The sequence below is a fragment of the Infirmifilum tikiterense genome (assembly GCF_054696565.1).
On record NZ_CP182482.1, the window covers coordinates 832,571 to 854,296 of the forward strand.

Below are 21,726 nucleotides of genomic sequence, written 5' to 3' on the forward strand. Positions count from 1 at the left end.
CGCAAAAACAGGAGGTTGAGGTATCATGGCGGAAGCTGGAACTGTCTTCGTTGGGAACAAACCAGTTAGCAGCTACGTGCTCGCCGCAGTAACCCAGTTCACAAGCGGTAGCAAGCGTGTCATTCTGAAGGCAAGGGGCCGTGCCATTTCCAGAGCCGTCGATGCGGCCGAACTTGTTAGAAGATTCCTTGGAGGCAAGGTCAGCTACGGTACAATAAAAATTGGCAGCGAAAAGGTAGGAGAGCCTGGCAAAGAGAGAACAGTGTCCACCATCGAAATAGAGCTAGTGAAAACCGAGTAAATCAGTATCTCTTCACGGCAATTTTTTCTCTAAATCTTGATTGAGCTGGTATTCATGCTAAAAATAGCTACTAACTTTGACCAAGCAGTCTTCCTGGGCGGCACGAACCTGGAAGTTTCTTTTGCATTGCTAAACGTGGAGGACATGGAGCGTGAGGTACGACCATACATTTCACTCCGCGTAAACGGCAAACAGGAGGTACTTACCATATTTGACTTCGAGAAGATTCCACCTAAAGGGCAAAGAGAGTACAAAGTTAAATTGAAGATACCGGAAGTTGTGGGTGAAGGCGTTCTCGGAATATACTTTGAGGAGAAAGACGGCACTACGAAAGGCCTCGAGTTCCCCGTTTTTATAGCAGATAAAGGCGCCCCCATCTACGTTTCATTCGTCTGGCACCACCACCAAGCTCCTCAGTACTACCCTGAGGGGACATTCAAGGACCTGTGGGCCTACAAGCACGTCTTAGAGGGGGATTTCGAGGGATTTAAGAAGGGTCCCTACTCGGTGCATCTAGCTATTCACGGGGAATTCCAGGGTTTCAGCGATGTCGACCACTTCTCCCCCTCTCTACTTGAGCAGTGGGAAATGGTCGTCTCCGAGGATAAGCGCGTCCCCCCAGAGGTTATTCAGCGGAAGGAAGAGATAAGAGAGCTTATGGACACGATCCGGCACCTCGTGTCTCAAGGCAGGATTGAACCCATGGGGAGCGTCTACGCTCACACAGTATTAGGCTTCGTGTTGAAGAAGGCTCGCGAAAAGAACCTCCTCGATGAAGCGAAAAAGCTTTTATCATGGGAGATCGCCCAAGGGCTCACTATTGTGGAGAATGAGATCGGCAAGAGGCCTAAGGGATTCTGGACTCCGGAAATGTTTTGGAGCATGGAGCTAGTAGACATTTACCGTGAACACAACATTCTTTATACCGTTCTCTGCCAGCAACACTTTGAAAAGGCTAGCGGCGAAAAAGGCACGATTTATGAGCCATACATCGTGCGTAACCCGGAAACCTCTAATGAAATCATAGTTTTCTTCAGAGATCTTGCGCTTAGCAACTGGATAAGTTTCAACGTGGACTTCAAGGATGAAGAAGAGGCTGATATGGCAGCAAGGCGCTTCGTCATCGAACTGGCTAAGAGGCGATTAACGGCACCGGGGGGCATCGTCGTCATCGCATTGGATGGAGAAAACTGGATGATAATACCGCAGTACCGGAGGTTTGCACCCTACTTTCTGAAACGCATAATAGAGTACATTGAGAAAAGCCAGGTTATAAAAACGACGACTCTGGAACAGTATCTACAGGGTCACAAACCCTCTAGGGTACTTACCTACGTGCCTTACGGCTCATGGGTAAACCTCTCCGAGTCCCAGTGGACGGGGGGTGTGAAAGATGAGATGTGGGAGGAGGCTTTTAAAGCTCTGGACGTTGTCTTCTCCCTGTATAGGATTATAGGTGAAAACGCGCAAGCCCTAGCCCTAGATAGGAGCACCGAGCTTTTCCAAGCCATGAAGGCTTTAGCGATCGCCTTTGACAGCGACTTCTACTGGTATGGCGAAGTTCACAGGGAGCGCGAGTTTGTAAGAAGATGGGCGCAGCGTAGCATCGAGATAGCCGAGAACTTTGCAAAGAAATACTTGCAAGCCTCCATAGTGGAGAAAGCTGATGATCATCTTGTGATTCAGCTTGAGAACAAGTCCCCTTACAGCCTTCACCTCTCGATTTTCGTTGAAGATAATGGCTTCAGAAGCGAAACCTTGGTGAAGCTTGAGCCTAACTCTAACAGAAGGATTACTGTTTACACACCGCTGAACGGAAGCCCAAAAGTAGCAGTCAAAGCGGGCGCAATAACACTTCCGGTGACTCACTAATATCCTGTTACACTCTACTAGACTTGCTTATTACCCCCATAGCTTTTTCGCGCACGTGCAAGCTACCCGAAAATGCTCTATGGACTCTGCGGTCTATGGCTTTTCTTTTCAAGCTCTAGAAGCTAAATTACAATGTTTGCTTTCGCCTCGGGCTAGCATGGTAACAGGTTCGAGCTGCGGCTCGCAAGTCTTAAACCGAAGTGCCACGAAGTTATACCCGTGAGCGAAGCCGAGGAGAATGCTCGCATCATCGCTCTGACATTGGCGCTTGAAGGCATACGGGTCGCTGAACCAGGGGCGGCTGTGAAGCGCTACATATCTGTAAGCAACTCTGCAATTCACCTGCTGGACGGGACCGAGATACCACTCAAAGGCAGAGTGTACGTTGTCGGCGCAGGAAAGGCGTCTGGAGGCATGGCTCAGGCTGTCGAGGAAATTCTCGGAGATAGAGTAGCAGGCGGGGTGGTAGCCGTCCCAGAAGAGCTCGTGGGAAAATACTCCCTGAAGAAAATCAAGCTAGTAGGGGCAACCCATCCGAGAGCCTCACAGAAGAGCGTTGAAGCAGGGCGCTTAGTCCTAGAAACAGTTTCGAATCTGTCTGAGGATGACGTGGTTATAGCTCTATTCTCGGGAGGAGGCTCAGCCCTCCTAGAGTATCCCGTGGAAGGCGTGACGATAGACGAGATAGGTGATCTGAGCATACTTCTGATGAAGCGCGGAGCAGATATATTCGAGTTAAACACCGTACGCAAGCACCTCTCTCGAATTAAAGGAGGGTGGCTGGCTCGGCACTCTCAACCAGCAACGGTGCTCACGCTTATGATATCTGACGTCGTAGGCGACAGAATGGATACCATCGCCTCGGGTCCCACTGTTCCCGACCCGACAACGTTTAAAGACGCGTACGCGGTACTTACTAGGTACTCGGTGTGGGATGAAGCCCCTGAGTCTATAAGAAAGTACATTGAGAAGGGATTACAGGGCCTCGTTCCAGAGACGCCTAAACCCGACGATCCAGTTTTCTTAAAAGTGATTAATAGGGTTATCGCAAGTAATATACAATCTTTGGAGGCTATGGCAGCTAAAGCCCGAGAGATGGGTTACACGCCTCTAATACTAACATCTATGCTAGAGGGAGAAGCACGGGAAGTGGGCAAAGTAATAGCATCAATTGTAAAAGAGGTGAGAAGAACCGGTAACCCCCTCCAACCGCCACTCGCACTTCTCATAGGAGGCGAGACCACTGTGACTGTGAAAGGCAGGGGGATCGGGGGTAGAAACCAGGAACTGGCCTTAAGCTTAGCTATCTACTTGAAGGGAGTAAAAGGAGTGGCTGTCGCCTGCCTTGGAAGTGACGGGCGTGACGGTCCCACAGACGTAGCAGGCGCCGTCGTGGATGGCTCAACTTACGAGAAAGCCATATCTATGGGGCTGAGACCAGAAGAATTCCTTGAAGAGAATGACAGCTATGAGTTCTTCAAAGAAGTTGGGGGTCATATTAAGACAGGCTACACGGGTACGAATGTTAACGGCTTCGTAGTAGCCGTTATTGAGGAGATATAGAGAAACAGTAAAAATGAAATAAAAAATTTTTAGGGAAAAATGCCTAGAAGTGCCGTCTGCCTCCTCTTCTGCCTCTAAATCCTCCTTCCTCGAATTCCCTCTCAGATACGTTATTCTCGGAATTCACGTTCTCGATTTTCTCATCGGAAGGTTTAATTGAGCCAAAGCGCCCAAGCCCCAACCTAAGCTTACCTTGATACAGTGACACGTACCCATTCTGAAGCATCACTGTTTGTCCTATCATTTCACGGAACCTGTCGATCTCGTTGTCCCACGCCGTGAGTATAGCTACACCGGTTTCATCGCCAACAAGAACATCGGCTACGCGGTGCTCGGAACCATCACGTCTAGAGGTAATCTGCTTCTCATTATCGACATTTAGTACCTTGAAGGTTACAGAGAACCTTCGCGTGCTCGGAGTTATATCAGCTATTTTTACTTCCCTTGTTTCTGAGCTATACATTCGCCTCTCATGTCGCCTTTTTAGGCGCGAGTCACTACCACAGGCCACAGTAATATACCTGTCGTTTTTCTCATCATCATCCCCCTAATCGTCGTGTTAGCCGCAAGTTGTAAGAAAACGGGTCTACCTGCCCTACCAGTCTTCTCTTCAAACGAAGTCGCCATTTCTTCAGTAGCTTCCGAGTAGCAACAAAAGGCGTCCCGCTATTTAACGGCCTCTTTCTCTCCCATCTCTCAAAGTAGAATCAATTGTCCAGAAGTGTAAACTACGAAAAGCTACGGTCTCTTTGTTCGAAGGGTTTACTTGCTTTTCTCAGTGAAATACCTCGTGAGAAGGGCCCTAAGCATTATAATCGTCCCCAACAGGTCTCTACGCAAGAAGCCCTTCTTGTAAAGAAACTTGTCGCTCACGAGCCTCTTTCTCTGCACAATTTTTCGGTGGACAAGACGCCTAGGCAAGTTAGAGATAACGTTTGCTGTCGCCTTTAAGTAGGCATATGCCTCGCGTCCCCTCAGCGATAGGCTCAGCATTAGGACATTCAAATATGCTAGGTAGAGGGTAGACACCAGGCTTATAGCCATGTTTTCGGCTTCAAGGTTTTTTATAATGTTTAGAAGCCTGTTCCTAAAACCGAAGTAAAGCTTATCGTACCGGAGCCTGTTCTCGAACTTATCCTCGTGGTAGACAATCGCCCGAGGCTCGTAAGCCACCGTGTAGCCCTGTAACCTAACTCTCCAGCTGTAATCAGTGTCGTCATCGTAGATAAAGTACGTGTCGTCGAAACCCAAGGCCTGAAAGTACAGCTCGCGCCTAGTTATCATGAAAGCGGACGAGGCTGCAAATATTTCCAATGGCTCATCATACGCCCCGGCCTCCTGCCCATACGTAGTCACCCACGTTCCGGCAATGTCAAGCCCCAAACCCATATGGTCCATTTTCCCACGGTTGCTTTTAGAGACAACTTTCGCCTGGAGAATGCCGATTCGATGCTCCTTCTCCATCGTTTCAACTAGAAAACGTATCGCCTCCGGCGTGACGAAGACGTCATTATCCATAAAGATCAGGTATTTGGATTCCGGATCGCTTGCAACTGCCCCGATGTTGTGAGATGCAGAGGCACCGATGTTCGAGTCAAAGTGAACAACCTTGATTGCACGGTCTTTGAAATCCTCTCTTATCTTCTTCTCTAAACCCTGAGTCAGCGAATCAACAACTACAACCTCGAAATCGGGGTAGTCGCTTCTCAGGAGGCTCTCCAAGCAGCGCCGAAGCACGTCATACGACCTGTAGTTCACAACAACAACGCTAACCCTTGGTAGACCGTTCACGCACCTTCTAACAAGCGGGACCATTAAATTACTTTAGCATACTTATATTAGCAGGCTTCCTACATCACACGTGGTCTGATCATGAAAACGTCGCTTACAGCGTGGTTGAGACGACACGCGGTGCTCTTGGCTCAACTCATCCTAATAATCGTCATGGTCCTTTACATTGCCCAGGGCTTCGACGTCGAGGAGTTTCTCCAAGCAATTTCCTCGGTTAACCCTCAGCTACTTCTATACCTCGTACTCTTCGAAGTAGCCTACTACCTTTCTCACGCGTTGGCTTACTGGGCTTTAGCCTACAAAAGGTTTAGGCTACGCTTGAGGGACGCTGTGGGAGGAACCATGCTTGCCTGGCTCGTAGATCTCCTATTACCCAGTGCTTTCATTGAAGGTGACATAGTTAGGATTGTTTTTCTAAAGCAGTACGGTGATTGGGCTGAGTCGATAAGCTACGGTCTCTTCTTTCGCTTCTTGCTCAACACTACGCTATCCATTTTCATACTCGTAGCTTCTCTCCTCATCGTGAACATTTATGTGGGGTTCTCTCACTACCTGCTGCTTTATGCCTCGGCTGTCCTCCTCTCGATCCTTAGCTCAGCTCTTATTGCATTTTTCATATTTAATGCACAGAAATTAAAATCCTTCATGTCCAGGCTCGTCTCGAAGCTTCCCATCAACAATAAGCATGCACTTCTGAATGACCTCAACGAATTCCTGAATTACGTCTCCGAGACATCTAGGGATTTCTCTCCGTACAACTTCTACCTTTGGCTCGCCGTCGCCGCCCTGATGGGGCAGTGGGTAAGCGGGATAATGACCCCCTATTTTTCTTTGAAGTGCGTGGGAATCGATATTAATCCTCTGCTGATAGCTCCAGGGTATACAATACTTTCCACACTCTCATTAGCTTCTATAGGAGTACCCTTCATGATCGGGAGCGTGGACGTCGCCTTAATTACGCTCTACATCATCCTCGGGGTCCCTAAAGAGCGCGCGGTCCTGGCTACACTGATAGGCAGAAGCGTGACAATACTCGTGACCCTCTCCCTAATATACCCCATAGGAGTCTACTACTCAAAGAAGATTTTCTCCGAGAAGAATCTGAAGGAGATTAAAGGTACTCTCACGAGGCTAGCGAGAGACTACGGCATCGAAGTCCCGTTCCTAAAACCCTGAGCGCAGTCTCGCTAGCCAAACGTTTCTCGGAGCTCCCTTCGAACTCTGTCCCTAATTCTCTCGTCGAGAAAGCTATCAATGCTTTTTATACCCGATAGCGTCGATACTGCGATCACATGCGAGCATATCCCTTTCTCCTGGAATCCTTTACACGTGCACGTCAGCCTCCCACCCTCTACTCTGACGAGGTGTTTACCGTTTTTACCCATAACGTAGTACAGGTACGGGCTTATCTTCACCACGCGCCCTTCAGCCAGAAGCCAGGCCGCTCTAGCTATCATCCTATCCAAAGGAATTTCCCGCTGCATCGTAGCTTCGCTTTTCCCCTCAGCGTTATTCGCCGACATTACGGTAGATTTTAATTCCATCCGGCTTATTAAGCTTGAGCCTCATGAAGCGTATTGCGATTATATCAGACACACACGATAACCTGGATGCCGTGAACGCCTTTCTCGCGAGAACTGGTGGGAGTATCGATGCTATTATACATGCAGGCGACATTGTTTCCCCGTTCACACTAAGGTTATTCAAGGGGTTTAAGGTCTACGCGGTGTTCGGCAACAACGATGGTGAGAAGCTTTTACTGGAGAAAACAGCGGAGAACATTGGAGTCGTACTAGAGGAGGCTCCTCTCTTCCTCAAGATCAATGGAAGGAGCATTGCCGTGATTCATGGAGCCTCTACACCGGAGAAAACTGAACAGTTGGTTGAAGCTCTGGCTAGGAGTGGCCTTTTCGACATCGTGGTCTATGGTCACACGCACAGAGTGGACGTCCGGAAAATAGGAGAAACGCTTGTGGTAAACCCCGGCACGCTCTCAGGGTACCTTGCTACTACGCGCACCTTCGCCGTAGTTGACTTAGAAAAGCTTTCAGTGGAGGTAATTGAGGTGTAGCAAGCCTTGGGCAGCATGGTGTTTCTGAGCCTCATCCGGGAGGCAGCTAGAGAGGGTGCTGAAAGGGCTATTGAAGCCATCAAGCTAGGGACAGCTGGTAGCGTTGTAGGCAAAGGTAAAGGCGGTGATTACTCGCTTCAGGGCGATGTGGCATCCGAGGAGGCTATCATAAACTACCTCCGTCAACACATGGGGAATTTAAGGGTAATATCGGAGGAAGCCGGAGAGCTCTCTTACGGGGAGAGTCCCGCATACACATTCATTATAGATCCCATCGACGGAAGCAGGAACTACAAGCGCGGGCTACCCTTCTTCGCCATTTCTATTGGTGTTGTGGAAGGCGAGACCTTAGACGACCTTGTTGCAGGCGTTGTCTACGCTCCTCTCCTGAACATGGAGTTCACTGCTGTCAGAGGTCAAGGCGCTTGGCTTAACGGGAAACCAATTAGAGTGACGTCTCAGGACGATCTTGCCAACGCTCTAGTCTTCGTTGGAGCTACGCCTAAGGCTGTCTTTCTCCCACAAGTATATGCACTCATGCTCACGCTTAGGGGGAGTGTGGTCAGGAGCCTGGGGAGCGCCAGCCTAGAGCTCTCGTTTGTGGCATCGGGAGGTGTGGACGCGTACATAGACCAGTGGGGTACCATGAGGGTCATTGATGTCGCGGCGGCTATCCTTATAGCGCGTGAAGCGGGCGCCTGGGTTAAAGTGAGGGGCTCTCTCAATGAGCGGGGGGCTGTTTCGCTTAAAGAGAAGCTAGCAGTAATAGCCGCTTCTACTGAGAAGCTTGGGAAGCAGCTGGAGGCCGTTTACCGCGAAGCGCTCAACATGGACTTCACGGAGATGTTCTATGCCTCGTGACTTTCTCTACCTTGACGCCCACGTACACCTCTACGAGTTCCAGGTGGAGAAAGTTGAGCGCTTCATCTCATCTGGCATACGACTGATCGCGGTTTCAGAGGATTACGCCTCATCCCTCAAAGTCTTGGAACTCCGCGATTCCTACCCAGAAAACGTCCTAGCTTGCGTGGGATTGCATCCTTGGAATCTGAAAGAAGAGGGCGCGGCCTCCCGTGAGGTAGATCTGATCGAGGCTCTTATCCCAGATGCGGATTGCGTAGGCGAGGTTGGGCTCGACTTAAAGTTCGTAGCTGACACGTTCCCGCTGCAGAGAAAAATCTTTGAGCGCTTTGTAGAGCTCGCCATAGCGCACAACAAGCCTATGAACATCCACTCTGCTGGAGCGTGGCGTGAAACACTGGATCTTTTAAGGCAACGTGGTGTGAAAAGCGCTGTTTTCCACTGGTACACCGGCCCCCTAGATCTACTGCAGGAGATACTTTCTTCAGGTTACATGATAGGCGTGAACGCCTCACTGCGCATACAGCCGAAGGCTAAGCAGGTAGTATCTGCGGTTCCGGTGAGCTCGATGCTAACAGAGAGCGACGGACCCTACAACTATAGGGGCCTTACTCTCACTCCACTTTTGATTCCAGAGCTAATAGCAGAAATAGCCGCCTTGAAAGGTATTCCTGAAGACACCCTGAGGAAAGAAGTGCTCGGGAATGCCAAAAAGCTTTTTAATAGGTAATCAGAGTCTTCTCGCTGAATAGGATTTTCCTTCGATGAAGAGTACTCCCGGTGCCGATGCGATGAGGGGAACTTACCCTGCGGATTCTGGCAAAAAATCGTCTTCTCAGACGGTTTGGTACTCATCACCTTTCAGTGTCGCAGGTGTTCATCAGCGATTAGCTCAAAACACTACACCCTATTATGCTTTCATTGGGCTCACTGCCATGGAATCCCCTAGCGTCAACGTGAGCGGCTCTTGCGCGCGAAACGCGTGTAGACTAAGCTGGGAGAGTTAATGTAAGTTTTTTAAGTGTCGTCGGGCTGTGAAACCTGTGCGTACGTTTGAGTGCAGGGGGTACAGGATCTTCGTTTACAGGGAATTGACGCTCAGGCGCGGCATCTTGGTGCAGGGGCTACCTGGCATAGGCTTGGTGGGGAAGATCGCAGTTGATTACATTGTCTCGACGCTCGGGCTTGAGAAAGTGGCCGAGCTCGTGGGCCCTGGGCTACTCCTTCCCGTCGGGAACGCTGGGGTTTTTGTCGACCAGACGGGAACCCTGAGGCTTCCATCCTATAAATTTTACCTCTATAGCGGCGAGGAGCATGACATCCTTTTTCTAACGAGCGAGGTTCAACCCGTCAGCTGGGCTCAGTATGATGTCGCAGATTGCGTCCTTGACTTCTTCAGCTCTCTTGGGGGTGAAAAAGTTATAGGGGTCTGCGGGACATCCTCCGAGACTCCGGCAGTTGAGGTTGTTTTTACAGTCGCTGGCTCTGGATCAGCACCAGAGCTCGAAGCCCTTGGCCTCAAGCGTAGTGCTGGCGGGACCATAACCGGGGCGTGCGGCCTCCTACCTGCATTAGCCGCGCTAAAAGGCATTGAAGGCCTCGTCATAATGGGAAGCACGCATACCCCCGAGCCGAACTTTGAATCTTCGCGGGAGGTGGTTAGAGTTCTGTCAAAAATTCTGAAGCTTGAGGTGAATCTGGAGGGCCTGGACAAGCTTATTCAGGAAGAGAAAGCACGGGAAGAGGAGCTGAGGAGAGAGATCGAGAAAGCAGAACAGGCCGAGGAGAGAAAAGAAGGCTTGCCGAGCTGGTACGTCTAGCTCCAGCTCACTGCTTCCCAATCCTCCTCCAGGATTCCTCCTTCTACAATCGATTCGAACATCTGCCACATCTTCTCTAATTTCTCATCGTCTTGGGTTCGCTTCATCAGCTCGCGCCAATCGTTCCAGCTCTCAAAGAGGTAGATTTCTAAAAGCACCGCCTCACCCTCTGCCTCCCTTATAAGCGTTAGCTTCTTAAACTCCACGGAGTATGATCGCATGATTGAGTCCATCTCTCTGATTAGCGCAACTGCCTCAGACAACCTCTCTGATCTGACTTTGTACCGAAATGTTCTCGAATACATAACAAGCCAGGGGCAAGCTCGGTTTAAATATTCGCCGATCACCGATGACATGAGCTTAAGTGAGGTACGGAGACATACTGTTGCTTGCAATCATTACGATCCTGATACTTTTGGTAGCCACGGGTGAACCAAGAGAACTCTATGTTCCAAGCGTGGCCGAACAGGATGTTAACGCGGCAGTTTTTCTGGGGTTTGTAGCCTTAGTTTCGGTAAGCATTTACGTGGCAAGGCGCGATGTCGCAGAGGTTATCCGCGAGCTCCTCAAAAGAGATAAGAATAGAGGAGAGAGCAGGGGAAAAAGCCTTGCTTTCTCCCTGCTGTTCAACCTTCTTCTTCTACTGCTAGTACTCCTGGTTATAAGCAGGAATCCATCCAAGGAGGAATATCAGGTTCAACTTGACATCAAGCCCGCTAACACCTCTCTAACTCAGGAATTCAACACGTCAGGTACGCGCTTAAACTCCACCGCCACCACCTTCTATCCGCAAGCCTCGGGAAAACTCTTACACTATACACCCTGGATAGCATCAGTTTTATTAGGATTAGCCATTGCCTCAGTTTTTCTTACTGCTCGGTTTAGCCGCAGAGAACAGATAAACAGCGAATCAGCCACGAGAGAAGTACGTGAAGCGATTCTGGAGGAATCAAAGCAGGCTCTGACGATGATCAGATCCGACTTAGATGTTAGGCGCGTTATATCCGAGCTATACAAATCTTTTTGCCGAGAGCTTAACAAGAGGCGAGTTGACACGCCAGGGCAGATGACGGCTCGAGAAATAATGCAGCGTACAATTACCTTGATACCTACTATCCCGATCGCCCCCCTGGAGGATCTAACGTACCTTTTCGAGAAGGCCCTATACAGCGATTATCCATTGAACACGGAAGACCGCGAGCGCGCTGAGAAAGCCTTAGCGTCTCTAATCAACCACCTTGAGGCGACGTAGAGTGGAGAGAGCCGTCAAGACTCTGCTCGTTTTAGCGTCTATTTCACTCGCTGTTGCCGCAGTCTACGAAGTATACGGTTTGCGGCTGGCATGGAGTATAGCGTGGCTTTCATCGCTGCTTTTAGCGGCTGTAGCCACCCTGCAGGTAGTCGTTACGATGCTTAAATCCCTGAATCGCCCTAAAAGGCGAATTGAAATCGAGAGCGAGGAGTATAAGGGGCTAATCTATGAGGTGGAAGAAGTGTTGAGCAAAGGACACGAGCCTTCTCCTAAAGAACTTAAGAAAAGGATTTTTCAAGGAGCCTAAACGAATATTAACAGTATCTCCCATTCAAAAACGGTCAAGGAGATGCCTGATAAACAGCGCTTCGAGAGGCTCTACGCTGAGATCGAAAAGGCTATCGTCGGAAAGAGAGATGTTGTTGAGAAAGTTTTAGTCACGCTCCTAGCTCAAGGTCACCTGCTCATCGAAGACTACCCGGGAATGGCTAAAACCCTTCTAGCTTCATCTTTTGCTCATGCGCTTGACCTGGAGTTTCGGCGTGTGCAGTTTACCCCGGATCTACTACCCTCGGACATCACAGGGGGCTACATTTACGACCCAAAGTTAGGGGATTTCAGGCTTAGAAAGGGACCGATATTCACGAACATTCTTCTCGCGGACGAGATAAACAGAGCCCCGCCGAAGACGCAGAGCGCGTTGCTGGAAGCCATGCAGGAGAGGCAAGTTACAATAGATGGGAGTACCTTTGCCCTGAACGAGCCTTTTATGGTTGTAGCCACCCTCAACCCGATTGAACTCGAAGGAACATACCCTTTACCGGAGGCCCAGCTGGATCGCTTTCTGATGAAGGTAAAGATGGGATACCCTAGCTTCGAAGAGGAGAAGATGATTTTGAGAAAACGCGTCGAGCGGAGAGCGGATAAGCCTATAATCAACAAAGTCGTCTCGCGGGATGAGATCCTCGCACTTCAGAAAGCCGTAGAAGATGTCTACGTGGACGAGAGCATCCTCGAGTACATAGTGAAGTTGGTCTCCGCTACCCGACGATTGAAGGAGGTGGAGGTGGGAGTCAGCCCGAGAGGCGCGGAGGCTCTGATGAAGGCCTCAAGGGCCCTTGCATTCATACGAGGCCGAAAGTACGTCATTCCCGATGATTTAAAGGAGCTCGCTGTTCCAGTTCTAGCTCACAGACTTGTACTGAGGGTTGAGAGCGCGATCAGAGGTTTCACATCCGAGGAGCTGGTCAAACAGGTTCTTGAGAAAACCGAGGTTCCGAGAGAAGTAAGGGATTAACGTGTTGACGGAGAAGGGTTGGGCCACAGCGATACTAGTATTGCTAATTGTTTCGTTAGCTGTAGGTCTGCAAAAGTGGAGCCTCCTCCTCTTCTCCCTACCGCTAATCTACTCTTTAATCCTCAGTCGGCATTCCCCAGCCACGGGTACAGCACGTGTTGACTTCTCTCGAGAGCTCTCCAGAACGAGGCTTATTGAAGGCGAGGAGCTTGAAGTCACCCTAAGAGTAAAGAACCTCTCAAATTCTCCGCTTATTCTAGGCCTCGAGGATAAGATAGCGGAACCTCTCACAGTCGTGGAGGGCGCGAACAAGGGCTTCCTGGTCCTGAGGCCACATGAGGAGAAATCAGTCAAGTACAGGGTTTCTTCTATAAAGAGAGGTCATTACGAGATAGGTCCTGCGATAGTCGAGATATACGATCCTTTTCTAATGAGAAGAGTGGAGAGGTTCAGCTTCGAACATGATAAAATCGTGTATTTACCCAAACTGCTAAGAAAATACCGCGTAGGCTTGGCTGCAACCTACACTATTCCCAGGACAGGCGAAATAGCCTCAAAAAGACCCGGTGAGGGCGGAGATTTCCTGGAAGTTAAAGAAGCTCAAGGTGGGGTGTTGCGCCGCATAAACTGGAAGGCAACAGCTAAGCTTCAAAAGTGGATGGTTAATGTCTTCGAATCTGAGAGGCTCACCAACGTAATCGTAGTCCTTGACGTGAGTGGTAAGAGGATCCTGGGTCGAGAAGTCGAGGATTTCGTTGACGCTTTAGTAAGGGTAGCTGCCTCATTGGTGTTTGGATTGACGCTTTCAGGCTACCGCGTCGCGATGCTTGTTGTGGGAAACTACCGCGACTGGGTTAAACCGGGCTCAGGGAAAAGGCACCTGATCAGGCTCTTGTCTGCACTAGCTGACGTGCGTTACTTGCCGACTAGACAGATTGTCGACTACGGTGAAGTCTTCAAAAGAATCTCGTACATCCTCTCTCCCTCGGGCTCATCCGTCGTCATTATTTCTTCTTTTACAGAGGAAGAGGTCTACAGAATAATCTCGGAGGCTGAAGGCATGGGATACAGCATAACGTGTATAGCCGTTAACCCATTCGAGATACCAAGCCTACGTAGCCTCAGGTCGAAAAATCTTCTCTCAGAGATCTGGAGAGAGGGAATACTGGAAATTTTACCTCGCAAATCGAGAAGAGCCGTTGTGGTGGAGTCCTATGAGTGAGCAAGGTTTTCTCGCCTTAATCCTCTTAACTCTCTGTGTTTTGACGGTGCTGTTGTTAAGGCTTCCGATTACCTACAAGCTCGTGTTTATCTCACTTCTAGCACTGGAGTTCGCGGGTTACCGCGCCCCCCACGTGGAGGTTATAGAGTCTGCATTCTCCACCATGTACCTATTCTTGGTGATACTAACTGCCTTTGATCAATTAGACGTAGTTTCTGCGATGTTTTTAGGCCTCCTTTTGATAGCCTCGCGGGACTCGTTACACATAATCGGTAAAGGGACTTTAGCTGGGGTGCACTATGTCTTAAACTGGTACACGCCGCTCTACATCGCCTTAACGCTCGTGCCCCTCATCTGGGAGAGCGTTGAAAGCATACAATGGAGGCCCCCCTCACTTGCCATAACTCTGACAGTCGCGGCTATCGTCTATGTCATTTACCGGATTGCGAGCGAGGTGACTCCTTGAATCGCATTTCGAGGATACTTAGGACTCTTGGTATGACAACTGGAGCTTGCTCGTTGGCCTCTACGGTTATGAGTCTCCCCCTCTCTTCGTAAAAGCGTATAATCGGCGTGAATTGCTCGTGGAAAACTTTCAGTCTCTCTCTGATCACTTCAGGCCGATCGTCACGTCGAATGATAAGAGGTCCACCGCACTTGTCACACACTCCTGGCACCCTGGGAGGCATGTATTTAACGTGGTAGATGGCGCCGCAGTTAGCGCACACGCGACGCCCGCTAAGCCTCTCTATTATAACATCCTCCCGAGCGATGAAGTTTAAGACTAGATCTGGCTTTGCGAACTCTTCGAGAGCAAGAGCCTGGGGTAACGTCCTGGGGAAGCCATCCAGTATGAACCCGTTCCTGCAATCGGTTTCCTGAAGCCTCCTCTTAACTATCTCTATTACAAGGTCATCAGGCACTAACAGGCCCTTGTCCATGTACTCTTTCACAAGCTTCCCAAGCTCGCTGCCCTTCCTAGCCTCCTCTCTGAAAATGTCGCCCGTAGATATGTGAGGAATACCGTATCTTTCACTGACAGCCTGCGCGTAAGTTCCCTTCCCGACGCCCGGAGGACCTATAAATACGAGCTTCACGTCGTTCCTCCCGCTCACTTTGACAAGATATCTAGTTAAAAATTTATGTAGCTAAGCCTGTGTATTTGTGACCAAGATGCCTTGGAACCACGAGGATCTCGTTCTGAAGGCGCTCGATGTAGGCTCGAGCCTCGGGGCTCGATACGTCGAAGCTAGGTACCACAGGCATAGCAGGAGCAGCCTCTTTTCCAGGAACGGAGAGGTCATCGGGACGGAGTCTTCTGTCTCGGAGGGCATAGCAGTCAGAGTTATCGCCAACGGGGCGCTTGGCTTTGCTTCAACCACTATCCTCACAGAGGAAAGTGTGAGGAAGACTGTTGAAGACGCTTTCAGAAAGGCGCAGGCTCACAGCAAGCTCGTAAAGAAGCCCATTCAGTTTTCCCAGGAGAGGCTAGGAAGAGCCACGTATGAAGTGAACGAGGTTAAACCTTTCATGAACGTTAGTGTAGAGGAGAAGGTATCCTACCTCTCTGACTTGTGGAAAAACGTCAGCTCCTCTGTTTCTACCGCGCGCGTCGCCACGCTAACATCCTGGATCGGGGAAAGCGTGGAAGAAAAGGTGGTCGCGAACACTGACGGTGCCTACATCAAGAGCAGGATACCTCGGCTCTCTTTAGGCTACAACGTCGTCGTGACCCTGCCTTCCCATGGGACCATCCAGCGCTTCTTCTCACATGGCGCGTCGGGCGGGTACGAGCTCCTTGAGAAGTGGAATGTGATCGGTTACCTCCCGGAAGATGTGCGGAAGTTTGAGAAAATAATCCTAGAAGCAAGGTCTCCCCCAACGGACAGACCTGTTGACGTAATAGTGGGTAGCGAGATCGTCGGACTCATGGTCCACGAGAGCTGCGGGCATCCCAGCGAAGCAGACAGGATACTCGGGCGCGAAGCCGCACAGGCTGGAAAGAGCTTCATAAAGCCTGACATGTTGGGCGAAAAAATAGGAAGCGAGTATGCAACTGTGATAGACGACCCCACAATTCCGGGAAGCAACGGCTTTTACCTTTACGACGACGAAGGGGTCCCTGCCCGTCCAAGGTACCTCTATAAGGAGGGCAAGATAAACGAGTTCCTGCACAACCGCTGGACAGCAAAGCTCTTCGGGGTTAACAGCAACGCGGCCGCTAGGGCCATGAGCCACGAGTCCGAGCCCATAATCAGGATGGCGAACACCTATTTCAAGCCCGGCGACTACACGTTCGAGGAACTTCTAGAGGACGTGAAGTTTGGTGTGTACATTAAGGGTTACATGGAGTGGAACATCGACGACGAGCGGTGGAGCCAAAGGTACGGTGGCCTGGAGGCGTACCTGATTGAGAACGGCGAGTTGAAGAACCTAGTGAAAAACCCCGTCCTGGAGCTCACGACAAAGACATTCTACAGCAGCGTGGATGCCGCGGACAAGAACCTGGAGTTTTATGCCGGCACCTGCGGGAAAGGCGAACCAATGCAGGGGGTGCCTGTGTGGTTCGGGGGTCCAAACGTTAGGGTGAGAAACATTTTGTTGCGGGTGATAGCGTGATGGACTTGTTAGAAGTGGGTACTAAGGTTAAAGAGAAAGCCCTCGCGATCGGCTTCGACGAGGTTGCGGTCGGGGTAACCGCAACCGAGAGCGTTATGGTGAAGTTTGCTAACAGCGAACCCAGCGTCGTACAAAACTGGTCAACTATAGAGGTTGGCGTCTACGTCACGAAGGGCCAAAGGATACTCGGGACTAGCGCGCCTGTAAGCTCGCTGGAGGACGCGTACAGGATCCTTGAAAAACTCTACGCGATGCATCACAGGCTTCCTCCAAGTATGCTCTACGCTCCTCTGCCTGAGCCAGGGAAGCCCGCGGTGCTTCAGGGGCTTGTAGATAAGAGGCTCGTCGAATCAATCCGCGACCCATCCGGCATCTCTGAGGCTATAGTTGAAGCCGCAAACCGCTACAGAATAGACTACTTCGCCGGAATGCTCCAGATCTCGCACGACAGGAAAGCCCTGGCGACGAGCAAGGGTGCGGAGATGCAGGAGGAGTCCACGTACCTTAAGATGTACATCCGCGCGTTCGCCGGTGAAGGGTCGGGACAGTGGTCTTTAGGCACTAGGAGGCTGGATATGAGGAGAGTCGAGGAGGTGGCGGAGACCGCGGCAGACTTCGCCTTCCGCTCCAGGGTGCAGGAGGAAGTGCAGCCTGGGAGGTACAACATCCTGCTTTCACCAATGGTCGCTGGGAACCTTTTCAACTACATTGCTGACATGGCGCTCGCCCACAGCGTGCTGATGGGTAGCTCGATATTCATGAACAATCAGCCTGGAGATAGGGTCGCCTCCGAAGCGTTAACCATCGAGGACGCCCCCCACCTCGTGGAGCTGCCAGGCTCCACCTCGTTCGACGACGAGGGGGTTCCAACATACAATAAGCCGATAATAGAGAAGGGTGTGCTCAAAACACTTCTTCACAACACCAAGACTGCCTCGAAGTTCGGCGCTAAGACGACCGGAAACGCTGGCCTCGTGTTTCCGCGATTATGGGCTCTCAACGTGAGGCCTGGGGACTACAAGTTCGAAGAGCTCTTGAGCGAGATGAAAAACGGCCTTATAGTCACCAACAACTGGTACACCAGGCTTCAAAACTACGTCGAGGGCACCTTCTCTACCATAACCAGGGATGCGATATTCATCGTGAAAGACAGCGACATTGTCGGCGCGGCTAGGAAGCTCAGAATCGCCGACTCGTTCCCGAGGATGCTTCAGAACATAGTCGCCGTTGGCGACACGCCCTACGACATGTACTGGTGGGAAGTCGAGACACCTACTAGAACACCTTACATTCTAGTAAGAGATTCGGGAACCTCCAAGCACACCGCTTAAGCCCGAGCTTTTCTTTCTACTCCCTCTGATGGCTACTAGAGCGAATACTGTAGCTACGAAAATGGCGATTATCACCAGGATAGTGACGTACACGCTCGTACGCTTCAACGCTGGAGTTGGAGCACCCTCGAGAGCAGCAACGCTTCTTTCGTCCAAAAGCCTGTCCCCGGAGAAAAGCTGGACTACAACGTTCTTCGAGTCGACGTAGGGGAAAGCAACCTCCTTCTCTTCCCTGGAAAAAAGGTAAATCTTCCTAACCTGCTCCAACCCCCCTTTAACGTAAACGTAGACGTAGCCGCTACTGCCTCCAGTATTCTTTATCTTCAAGCGCAATGTACCGCCCTCTAGGACTGCATCCGTTATCGCGGCAGTAACTTCGGGGGGCTCGCCAACGTGCTTTAACCCGGGGATCACGAGGATGAAACTGTATATGTCAGGGGCCTCCTGCTCGTTGAAGTTGATCCACATCAGTCTGCCCTGCCCCCTAACAGAGGGGCCGTGGGCGAAGAAGGGCTCCCACGCGAAGTTCTCAAGAGTGGTGCCGTTGAACACTATCTCCAAAACATCTATCCAGCTCCGCGGATCAGTGCTCGTGAAGCTGTCGCGAAGCTTGACTTCAAACACCGAGTCGTTTATCTTCCTCAAGTAGTTGCTGGTGTTCAAAAACACCTTAACTGACAAAATGTAAGCGCCTCGAAACTCCGTCATCTTACCTGTGCCCGCCGCGTCGCAGAGCACCGATTCACCATACCTTTTATCCATCTGCGTCAAAACCTGGAAGTTGAGCAACCTAGGGTTGTCGGAGAACATCAGGAGTATGTAGCTTAGCGTCTGGGAGGTCTGGTTCCTCAAAGCTGCCTCAACCTCCTTGTTCTCGAACAGGCTCTTACCATCGACAGTAAAGGGGTGCAACTTAGCGTCAACGGTAGCTGTTCCGTCAGCGTTGAAAGTCACCCTGAAGTTGAGAGCGATCCAGTACGATGGCTGTGCTCTTGATGCTGTAGCATACAGCGTGAGGAGTCCCAGCAAGATGATCAGCAAGCTCCTCCTCATGAGAGCTCACCGTCGAACCAGTACTCGATGTATCTCAAGGTCATGTAGCTGGGAATGCAGCTGCTCGTCAGCGACGATCCATAGTACTTGGTTTCCTCGAAGCCGAAAACCACGTGCCTCGCGCTGAACCGCCCAACATTAGGCGACATTCCATCCAGCATGTCCACGTCGATCCACCCGTACGGGTCTATGTAAACCTGAGGCCACATGTGCCCGCCCCAGTGGCTCAGGATCGCCTCGCCCTCCTCCTCAACGGTGCTCATGTTAAGCCACATGTGCTCCTTGTAGCTCGTCAGCAGGAAGCCGTAGGCGGCTCTGGAGGGAATTCCCAGCGAGCGTGCCATGGTTACGAAAACATCCGAGACTTCGACGCAGTCCCCCTGAATAGCGTAGCCCCTACCGGTATACACTAGGGCGTGGTTGCTCCCGCTACGCCCCAGGTTCACAGTGTACCTAACTCTGCCAACGACCCAGCTTGCAAGCCTATCAACCACCTCTAGCGGAGCGTCCCGGTAGGCAATATCGTAGGCGATTTTTACCAAGGTCGCGTTGTATATATCCCAGTACATGGTAGACCTTGTGTACCGCCTTACTAGCTCTCCCTGGGGCCACACCCCCCGGCTCTGCGCCCTGTCGATCTCGTATGGCGTAACGATAACTCTGTATGTCACGTTAACCCAGACCCTCTCGTTCGGCCTAGCCGTCACAGCAGCCACCGCGAACACGTTGCCATCCTCGTCCTGCAAGAGCCTGATAGGCCTGGGCTCTATCTTCACCACGTAGCTTTGCTGGAAGCTCGTGTTCTGGGGGAGTGAAATGTATATGTAGTCATTAACCGTGACGTTGTTGTTATTCACTAGGAGGAAACGTCCGACGATTGTGTAAGTTACCTGAGATCCGAGCTTAAAACCTGAGGAAGAAATTATTGGAGGAGACAGGGGGAGAAAAACCACCGCTAGAACAATACACGCGAGAACCAACCTATAGCTACTATGACCCATCATCAGTAACCTTTCTACCTGGTTTATAAGCACACCTCTTCACGACTGTTCCGGATCTCCCCGCAATAATCTCGGGAAGCCTATCAAGGCTACCTATACGTGCCTCTCTACCCGTTACGCTGGCGTAGAGCACCGACGCCTCCACCTTAGGACCCATGCTCCCTTTTGGGAAGTAACCTCTCTCTAGTAGCTCCTCAGCCTCCTCGCAGCACATCTCCCGAATAACAGCCTGGCTCGGCGTACCGAAGTCTCGGTAAACACCTTCGACATCCGTTAGAATGACGAAGGTGTCTGCGTCCAGTGATATCGCTAGGAGTGACGAAGCGAGATCTTTGTCGATCACGGCGTCAACGCCCTCAAGCCCTTGTCTTCCTCGAATAACTGGCACACCCCCGCCCCCCACGGCGACCGTAACCTCAAATCTCTCAATAGAAGCCCTTATCTGCTCGAGCTCAATTATCTCTCTAGGCATCGGGGACGGGACAACGCGCCTCCACCCCTTCCCCTGAACGAAGATCAAACTCCACCCTTTTTGCCTGAGCCTCTCCACCTCGCTCTCAGGGTAGTACGGCCCAATGGGCTTAGACGGGTTGAGGAAAGCGGGGTCACCGGGATCCACGAGAACCCTTGTCGGAACCACGTTAACCCTGACTTCAGGACAGCACCTCGCGAAGGCTGTCTGGATCATGTATCCGATAAGGCTCTGGGTCATAGCAACACAGGCGTGTAGCGGCATAGGGGGGACCTGCGTAGCACACTCCTGCTGAAGGTACAAGTTACCTACCTGAGGCCCGTTCCCGTGCGTCAGCACGACCCTGTAATCTTCTGTTAGACGCGCCAGAGCTGGTGCGACGCGTGAAATGTTCTCAACCTGCTCCTCAAACGTTCCAACCTGGCCCCTACGGATGAGAGCGTTCCCGCCAAGCGCTACAACAATAGTCTTCTTCACATAAGGTTCCTAACGAAGTTAAATATAAAGAACACTCAGAATAAATTTAAGCAGAGAAAACGAGGAAAAGAAAAACCTTTCGCACCACCTCCCCGAAAAACAGTTAAAGTTCTGGAGCCCCCTTCACGAACTCCTCAATGCTTCTCTCAACAAGCTTTCGAGCCCGCTCGTAGAGTTGTACTAGGAGACGCCCTTCCGGAGTTAGCGACGTACCCCCTCTCTCCCCGCCACCCCTATGCGACTCAACCACTTTCTTTCCCAGAAGCTTTTCAACGCGTTGCAGGTACCTCCATGCGAAGCTGTAGGAAACTCCCAGCTCCTCGGCTGCCTTGACCAGAGAGCCTTTTTCTTCAATCTTCTTGAGGAGTAGGTACCCACCCTCTCCTATGAGAGGCTTCCCGTTAGCAGTAAGCCAGAGTTTAGTCCTCGCTGATATCTTAACCAAATCATCCACCGGCTATTGGTGGAAAGATAGCTATCACGTCACCGTCTTTCAGGCTTACCTCACCGATGAACTGTATGTGCCTGCCGTTCACTAGGATCAGCCTGTCGCTCCTGTAGCTACCGTCCTCGAAGACCTCTCTAACGAATTCCTTGCCGAGCACCCTGGCGGCGTTCTCGATAGCCTCTCTGAAGTTGCCGCTTGTCTCAACCTCAACCTCTTTAACACCGTACTTGTCACGTAAGGTAGCAAACAGTAGTATCTTGACTTTAGCCACGGAA

The 21,726-nt window shown here is 51.0% G+C and carries 25 protein-coding genes; 15 read left to right on the plus strand and 10 right to left on the minus strand.

All coding sequences use genetic code 11. From position 1 onward, the window contains the following. Positions 1-25 precede the first annotated feature (25 nt). The 3 genes from albA (at position 26) to ACNO7C_RS04595 (ending at position 3,736) form a co-directional block, all read left to right on the plus strand. Complete coding sequence (gene albA / locus ACNO7C_RS04585; RefSeq protein ID WP_318537931.1) at positions 26-301, plus strand: DNA-binding protein Alba; 276 nt, start codon at positions 26-28, stop codon at positions 299-301. Positions 302-337: 36 nt separating this feature from the next. Beyond that, positions 338-2,173 carry a glycoside hydrolase family 57 protein gene (locus ACNO7C_RS04590; protein WP_460025779.1) on the plus strand — a complete coding sequence of 612 codons (1,836 nt, stop codon included), beginning with the start codon at positions 338-340 and terminating at the stop codon, positions 2,171-2,173. 219 nt (positions 2,174-2,392) lie between these two features. Beyond that, on the plus strand, positions 2,393-3,736 hold the full coding sequence (locus ACNO7C_RS04595; RefSeq protein ID WP_460025780.1) for a glycerate kinase type-2 family protein: 1,344 nt from the start codon (positions 2,393-2,395) through the stop codon (positions 3,734-3,736). A 43-nt stretch (positions 3,737-3,779) separates the two neighbouring features. Here ACNO7C_RS04595 and ACNO7C_RS04600 read toward each other — a convergent pair whose 3' ends face one another. Both ACNO7C_RS04600 and ACNO7C_RS04605 read right to left on the minus strand, forming a co-directional pair. Then, positions 3,780-4,199 (minus strand): single stranded DNA-binding domain-containing protein, encoded by a 420-nt coding sequence (locus tag ACNO7C_RS04600; protein ID WP_460025781.1) that lies wholly within the window; start codon positions 4,197-4,199, stop codon positions 3,780-3,782. A 299-nt stretch (positions 4,200-4,498) separates the two neighbouring features. Beyond that, complete coding sequence (locus tag ACNO7C_RS04605; protein ID WP_460025782.1) at positions 4,499-5,527, minus strand: glycosyltransferase family 2 protein; 1,029 nt, start codon at positions 5,525-5,527, stop codon at positions 4,499-4,501. Between the two features lie 81 nt (positions 5,528-5,608). Here ACNO7C_RS04605 and ACNO7C_RS04610 point away from each other — a divergent pair, with 81 nt between their 5' ends. Further along, positions 5,609-6,703 carry a lysylphosphatidylglycerol synthase transmembrane domain-containing protein gene (locus ACNO7C_RS04610; RefSeq protein WP_460025783.1) on the plus strand — a complete coding sequence of 365 codons (1,095 nt, stop codon included), beginning with the start codon at positions 5,609-5,611 and terminating at the stop codon, positions 6,701-6,703. An 11-nt stretch (positions 6,704-6,714) separates the two neighbouring features. On the opposite strand, the gene ACNO7C_RS04615 is transcribed toward ACNO7C_RS04610, so the two are convergent. Further along, positions 6,715-7,050, minus strand: a complete 336-nt coding sequence (locus tag ACNO7C_RS04615; protein WP_460025784.1) for an SWIM zinc finger family protein — start codon at positions 7,048-7,050, stop codon at positions 6,715-6,717. A 44-nt stretch (positions 7,051-7,094) separates the two neighbouring features. On the opposite strand from ACNO7C_RS04615, the gene ACNO7C_RS04620 reads away from it, so the two are divergent. From ACNO7C_RS04620 to ACNO7C_RS04635, 4 genes are all read left to right on the plus strand, one after another. Then, a complete protein-coding gene (locus ACNO7C_RS04620) occupies positions 7,095-7,598 on the plus strand; it encodes a metallophosphoesterase (protein WP_460025785.1) in 504 nt (167 codons plus the stop codon). 15 nt (positions 7,599-7,613) lie between these two features. Beyond that, on the plus strand, positions 7,614-8,459 hold the full coding sequence (locus ACNO7C_RS04625) for an inositol monophosphatase family protein (protein ID WP_460025901.1): 846 nt from the start codon (positions 7,614-7,616) through the stop codon (positions 8,457-8,459). Next, complete coding sequence (locus ACNO7C_RS04630; RefSeq protein ID WP_460025786.1) at positions 8,449-9,189, plus strand: TatD family hydrolase; 741 nt, start codon at positions 8,449-8,451, stop codon at positions 9,187-9,189. The genes ACNO7C_RS04625 and ACNO7C_RS04630 overlap by 11 nt, the downstream gene beginning before the upstream one ends. A gap of 313 nt (positions 9,190-9,502) precedes the next feature. Beyond that, positions 9,503-10,279 (plus strand): PAC2 family protein, encoded by a 777-nt coding sequence (locus ACNO7C_RS04635; RefSeq protein WP_460025787.1) that lies wholly within the window; start codon positions 9,503-9,505, stop codon positions 10,277-10,279. Here ACNO7C_RS04635 and ACNO7C_RS04640 read toward each other — a convergent pair. Further along, positions 10,276-10,542 carry a hypothetical protein gene (locus ACNO7C_RS04640; RefSeq protein WP_460025788.1) on the minus strand — a complete coding sequence of 89 codons (267 nt, stop codon included), beginning with the start codon at positions 10,540-10,542 and terminating at the stop codon, positions 10,276-10,278. The two genes, ACNO7C_RS04635 and ACNO7C_RS04640, sit on opposite strands and share 4 nt — an antisense overlap. Before the next feature lie 101 nt (positions 10,543-10,643). Here ACNO7C_RS04640 and ACNO7C_RS04645 point away from each other — a divergent pair, with 101 nt between their 5' ends. From ACNO7C_RS04645 to ACNO7C_RS04665, 5 genes are read left to right on the plus strand one after another with little or no spacing between them, the layout of a single operon-like run. After that, entirely contained in the window at positions 10,644-11,531 is an 888-nt protein-coding gene (locus ACNO7C_RS04645; protein WP_460025789.1) for a DUF4129 domain-containing protein, read from the plus strand. Between the two features lies 1 nt (position 11,532). Continuing rightward, on the plus strand, positions 11,533-11,838 hold the full coding sequence (locus ACNO7C_RS04650) for a hypothetical protein (RefSeq protein WP_460025790.1): 306 nt from the start codon (positions 11,533-11,535) through the stop codon (positions 11,836-11,838). Positions 11,839-11,880: 42 nt separating this feature from the next. Then, entirely contained in the window at positions 11,881-12,828 is a 948-nt protein-coding gene (locus tag ACNO7C_RS04655; RefSeq protein WP_460025791.1) for an AAA family ATPase, read from the plus strand. Between the two features lie 4 nt (positions 12,829-12,832). After that, on the plus strand, positions 12,833-14,050 hold the full coding sequence (locus tag ACNO7C_RS04660) for a DUF58 domain-containing protein (RefSeq protein ID WP_460025792.1): 1,218 nt from the start codon (positions 12,833-12,835) through the stop codon (positions 14,048-14,050). After that, positions 14,043-14,516, plus strand: a complete 474-nt coding sequence (locus ACNO7C_RS04665) for a hypothetical protein (RefSeq protein ID WP_460025793.1) — start codon at positions 14,043-14,045, stop codon at positions 14,514-14,516. Before ACNO7C_RS04660 ends, ACNO7C_RS04665 begins: the two co-directional genes overlap by 8 nt. Here the strand turns inward: ACNO7C_RS04665 and ACNO7C_RS04670 are convergent. Then, complete coding sequence (locus ACNO7C_RS04670) at positions 14,482-15,147, minus strand: adenylate kinase (RefSeq protein ID WP_460025902.1); 666 nt, start codon at positions 15,145-15,147, stop codon at positions 14,482-14,484. The genes ACNO7C_RS04665 and ACNO7C_RS04670 overlap by 35 nt on opposite strands. A 76-nt stretch (positions 15,148-15,223) precedes the next feature. On the opposite strand from ACNO7C_RS04670, the gene ACNO7C_RS04675 reads away from it, so the two are divergent. Next, entirely contained in the window at positions 15,224-16,669 is a 1,446-nt protein-coding gene (locus ACNO7C_RS04675) for a TldD/PmbA family protein (RefSeq protein WP_460025903.1), read from the plus strand. Then, positions 16,669-18,000, plus strand: coding sequence for a TldD/PmbA family protein (locus ACNO7C_RS04680; RefSeq protein WP_460025794.1), 1,332 nt, complete (start codon positions 16,669-16,671; stop codon positions 17,998-18,000). The genes ACNO7C_RS04675 and ACNO7C_RS04680 overlap by 1 nt, the downstream gene beginning before the upstream one ends. On the opposite strand, the gene ACNO7C_RS04685 is transcribed toward ACNO7C_RS04680, so the two are convergent. The 5 genes from ACNO7C_RS04685 to ACNO7C_RS04705 form a co-directional block, all read right to left on the minus strand. Then, positions 17,962-19,053 carry a hypothetical protein gene (locus ACNO7C_RS04685; protein WP_460025795.1) on the minus strand — a complete coding sequence of 364 codons (1,092 nt, stop codon included), beginning with the start codon at positions 19,051-19,053 and terminating at the stop codon, positions 17,962-17,964. The two genes, ACNO7C_RS04680 and ACNO7C_RS04685, sit on opposite strands and share 39 nt — an antisense overlap. After that, on the minus strand, positions 19,050-20,057 hold the full coding sequence (locus tag ACNO7C_RS04690; protein WP_460025796.1) for a transglutaminase-like domain-containing protein: 1,008 nt from the start codon (positions 20,055-20,057) through the stop codon (positions 19,050-19,052). Before ACNO7C_RS04690 ends, ACNO7C_RS04685 begins: the two co-directional genes overlap by 4 nt. Beyond that, positions 20,044-21,003, minus strand: a complete 960-nt coding sequence (locus ACNO7C_RS04695) for a carbamate kinase (protein WP_460025797.1) — start codon at positions 21,001-21,003, stop codon at positions 20,044-20,046. The genes ACNO7C_RS04690 and ACNO7C_RS04695 overlap by 14 nt, the downstream gene beginning before the upstream one ends. A 103-nt stretch (positions 21,004-21,106) precedes the next feature. Beyond that, entirely contained in the window at positions 21,107-21,448 is a 342-nt protein-coding gene (locus ACNO7C_RS04700) for a winged helix-turn-helix domain-containing protein (protein WP_460025798.1), read from the minus strand. Position 21,449: 1 nt separating this feature from the next. Then, complete coding sequence (locus ACNO7C_RS04705) at positions 21,450-21,722, minus strand: MoaD family protein (protein ID WP_318537910.1); 273 nt, start codon at positions 21,720-21,722, stop codon at positions 21,450-21,452. Between the last annotated feature and the right edge of the window lie 4 nt (positions 21,723-21,726).

Excerpts from the sequence above, each read along its gene's own strand:
- albA (WP_318537931.1), top strand. The coding sequence starts at position 26 with ATGGCGGAAGCTGGAACTGTCTTCGTTGGGAACAAACCAGTTAGCAGC.
- ACNO7C_RS04600 (WP_460025781.1), bottom strand. The coding sequence starts at position 4,199 with ATGTATAGCTCAGAAACAAGGGAAGTAAAAATAGCTGATATAACTCCG.
- ACNO7C_RS04610 (WP_460025783.1), top strand. The coding sequence starts at position 5,609 with ATGAAAACGTCGCTTACAGCGTGGTTGAGACGACACGCGGTGCTCTTG.
- ACNO7C_RS04615 (WP_460025784.1), bottom strand. The coding sequence starts at position 7,050 with ATGTCGGCGAATAACGCTGAGGGGAAAAGCGAAGCTACGATGCAGCGG.
- ACNO7C_RS04620 (WP_460025785.1), top strand. The coding sequence starts at position 7,095 with ATGAAGCGTATTGCGATTATATCAGACACACACGATAACCTGGATGCC.
- ACNO7C_RS04625 (WP_460025901.1), top strand. The coding sequence starts at position 7,614 with ATGGTGTTTCTGAGCCTCATCCGGGAGGCAGCTAGAGAGGGTGCTGAA.
- ACNO7C_RS04630 (WP_460025786.1), top strand. The coding sequence starts at position 8,449 with ATGCCTCGTGACTTTCTCTACCTTGACGCCCACGTACACCTCTACGAG.
- ACNO7C_RS04655 (WP_460025791.1), top strand. The coding sequence starts at position 11,881 with ATGCCTGATAAACAGCGCTTCGAGAGGCTCTACGCTGAGATCGAAAAG.
- ACNO7C_RS04665 (WP_460025793.1), top strand. The coding sequence starts at position 14,043 with ATGAGTGAGCAAGGTTTTCTCGCCTTAATCCTCTTAACTCTCTGTGTT.
- ACNO7C_RS04675 (WP_460025903.1), top strand. The coding sequence starts at position 15,224 with ATGCCTTGGAACCACGAGGATCTCGTTCTGAAGGCGCTCGATGTAGGC.
- ACNO7C_RS04680 (WP_460025794.1), top strand. The coding sequence starts at position 16,669 with ATGGACTTGTTAGAAGTGGGTACTAAGGTTAAAGAGAAAGCCCTCGCG.
- ACNO7C_RS04685 (WP_460025795.1), bottom strand. The coding sequence starts at position 19,053 with ATGAGGAGGAGCTTGCTGATCATCTTGCTGGGACTCCTCACGCTGTAT.
- ACNO7C_RS04690 (WP_460025796.1), bottom strand. The coding sequence starts at position 20,057 with ATGATGGGTCATAGTAGCTATAGGTTGGTTCTCGCGTGTATTGTTCTA.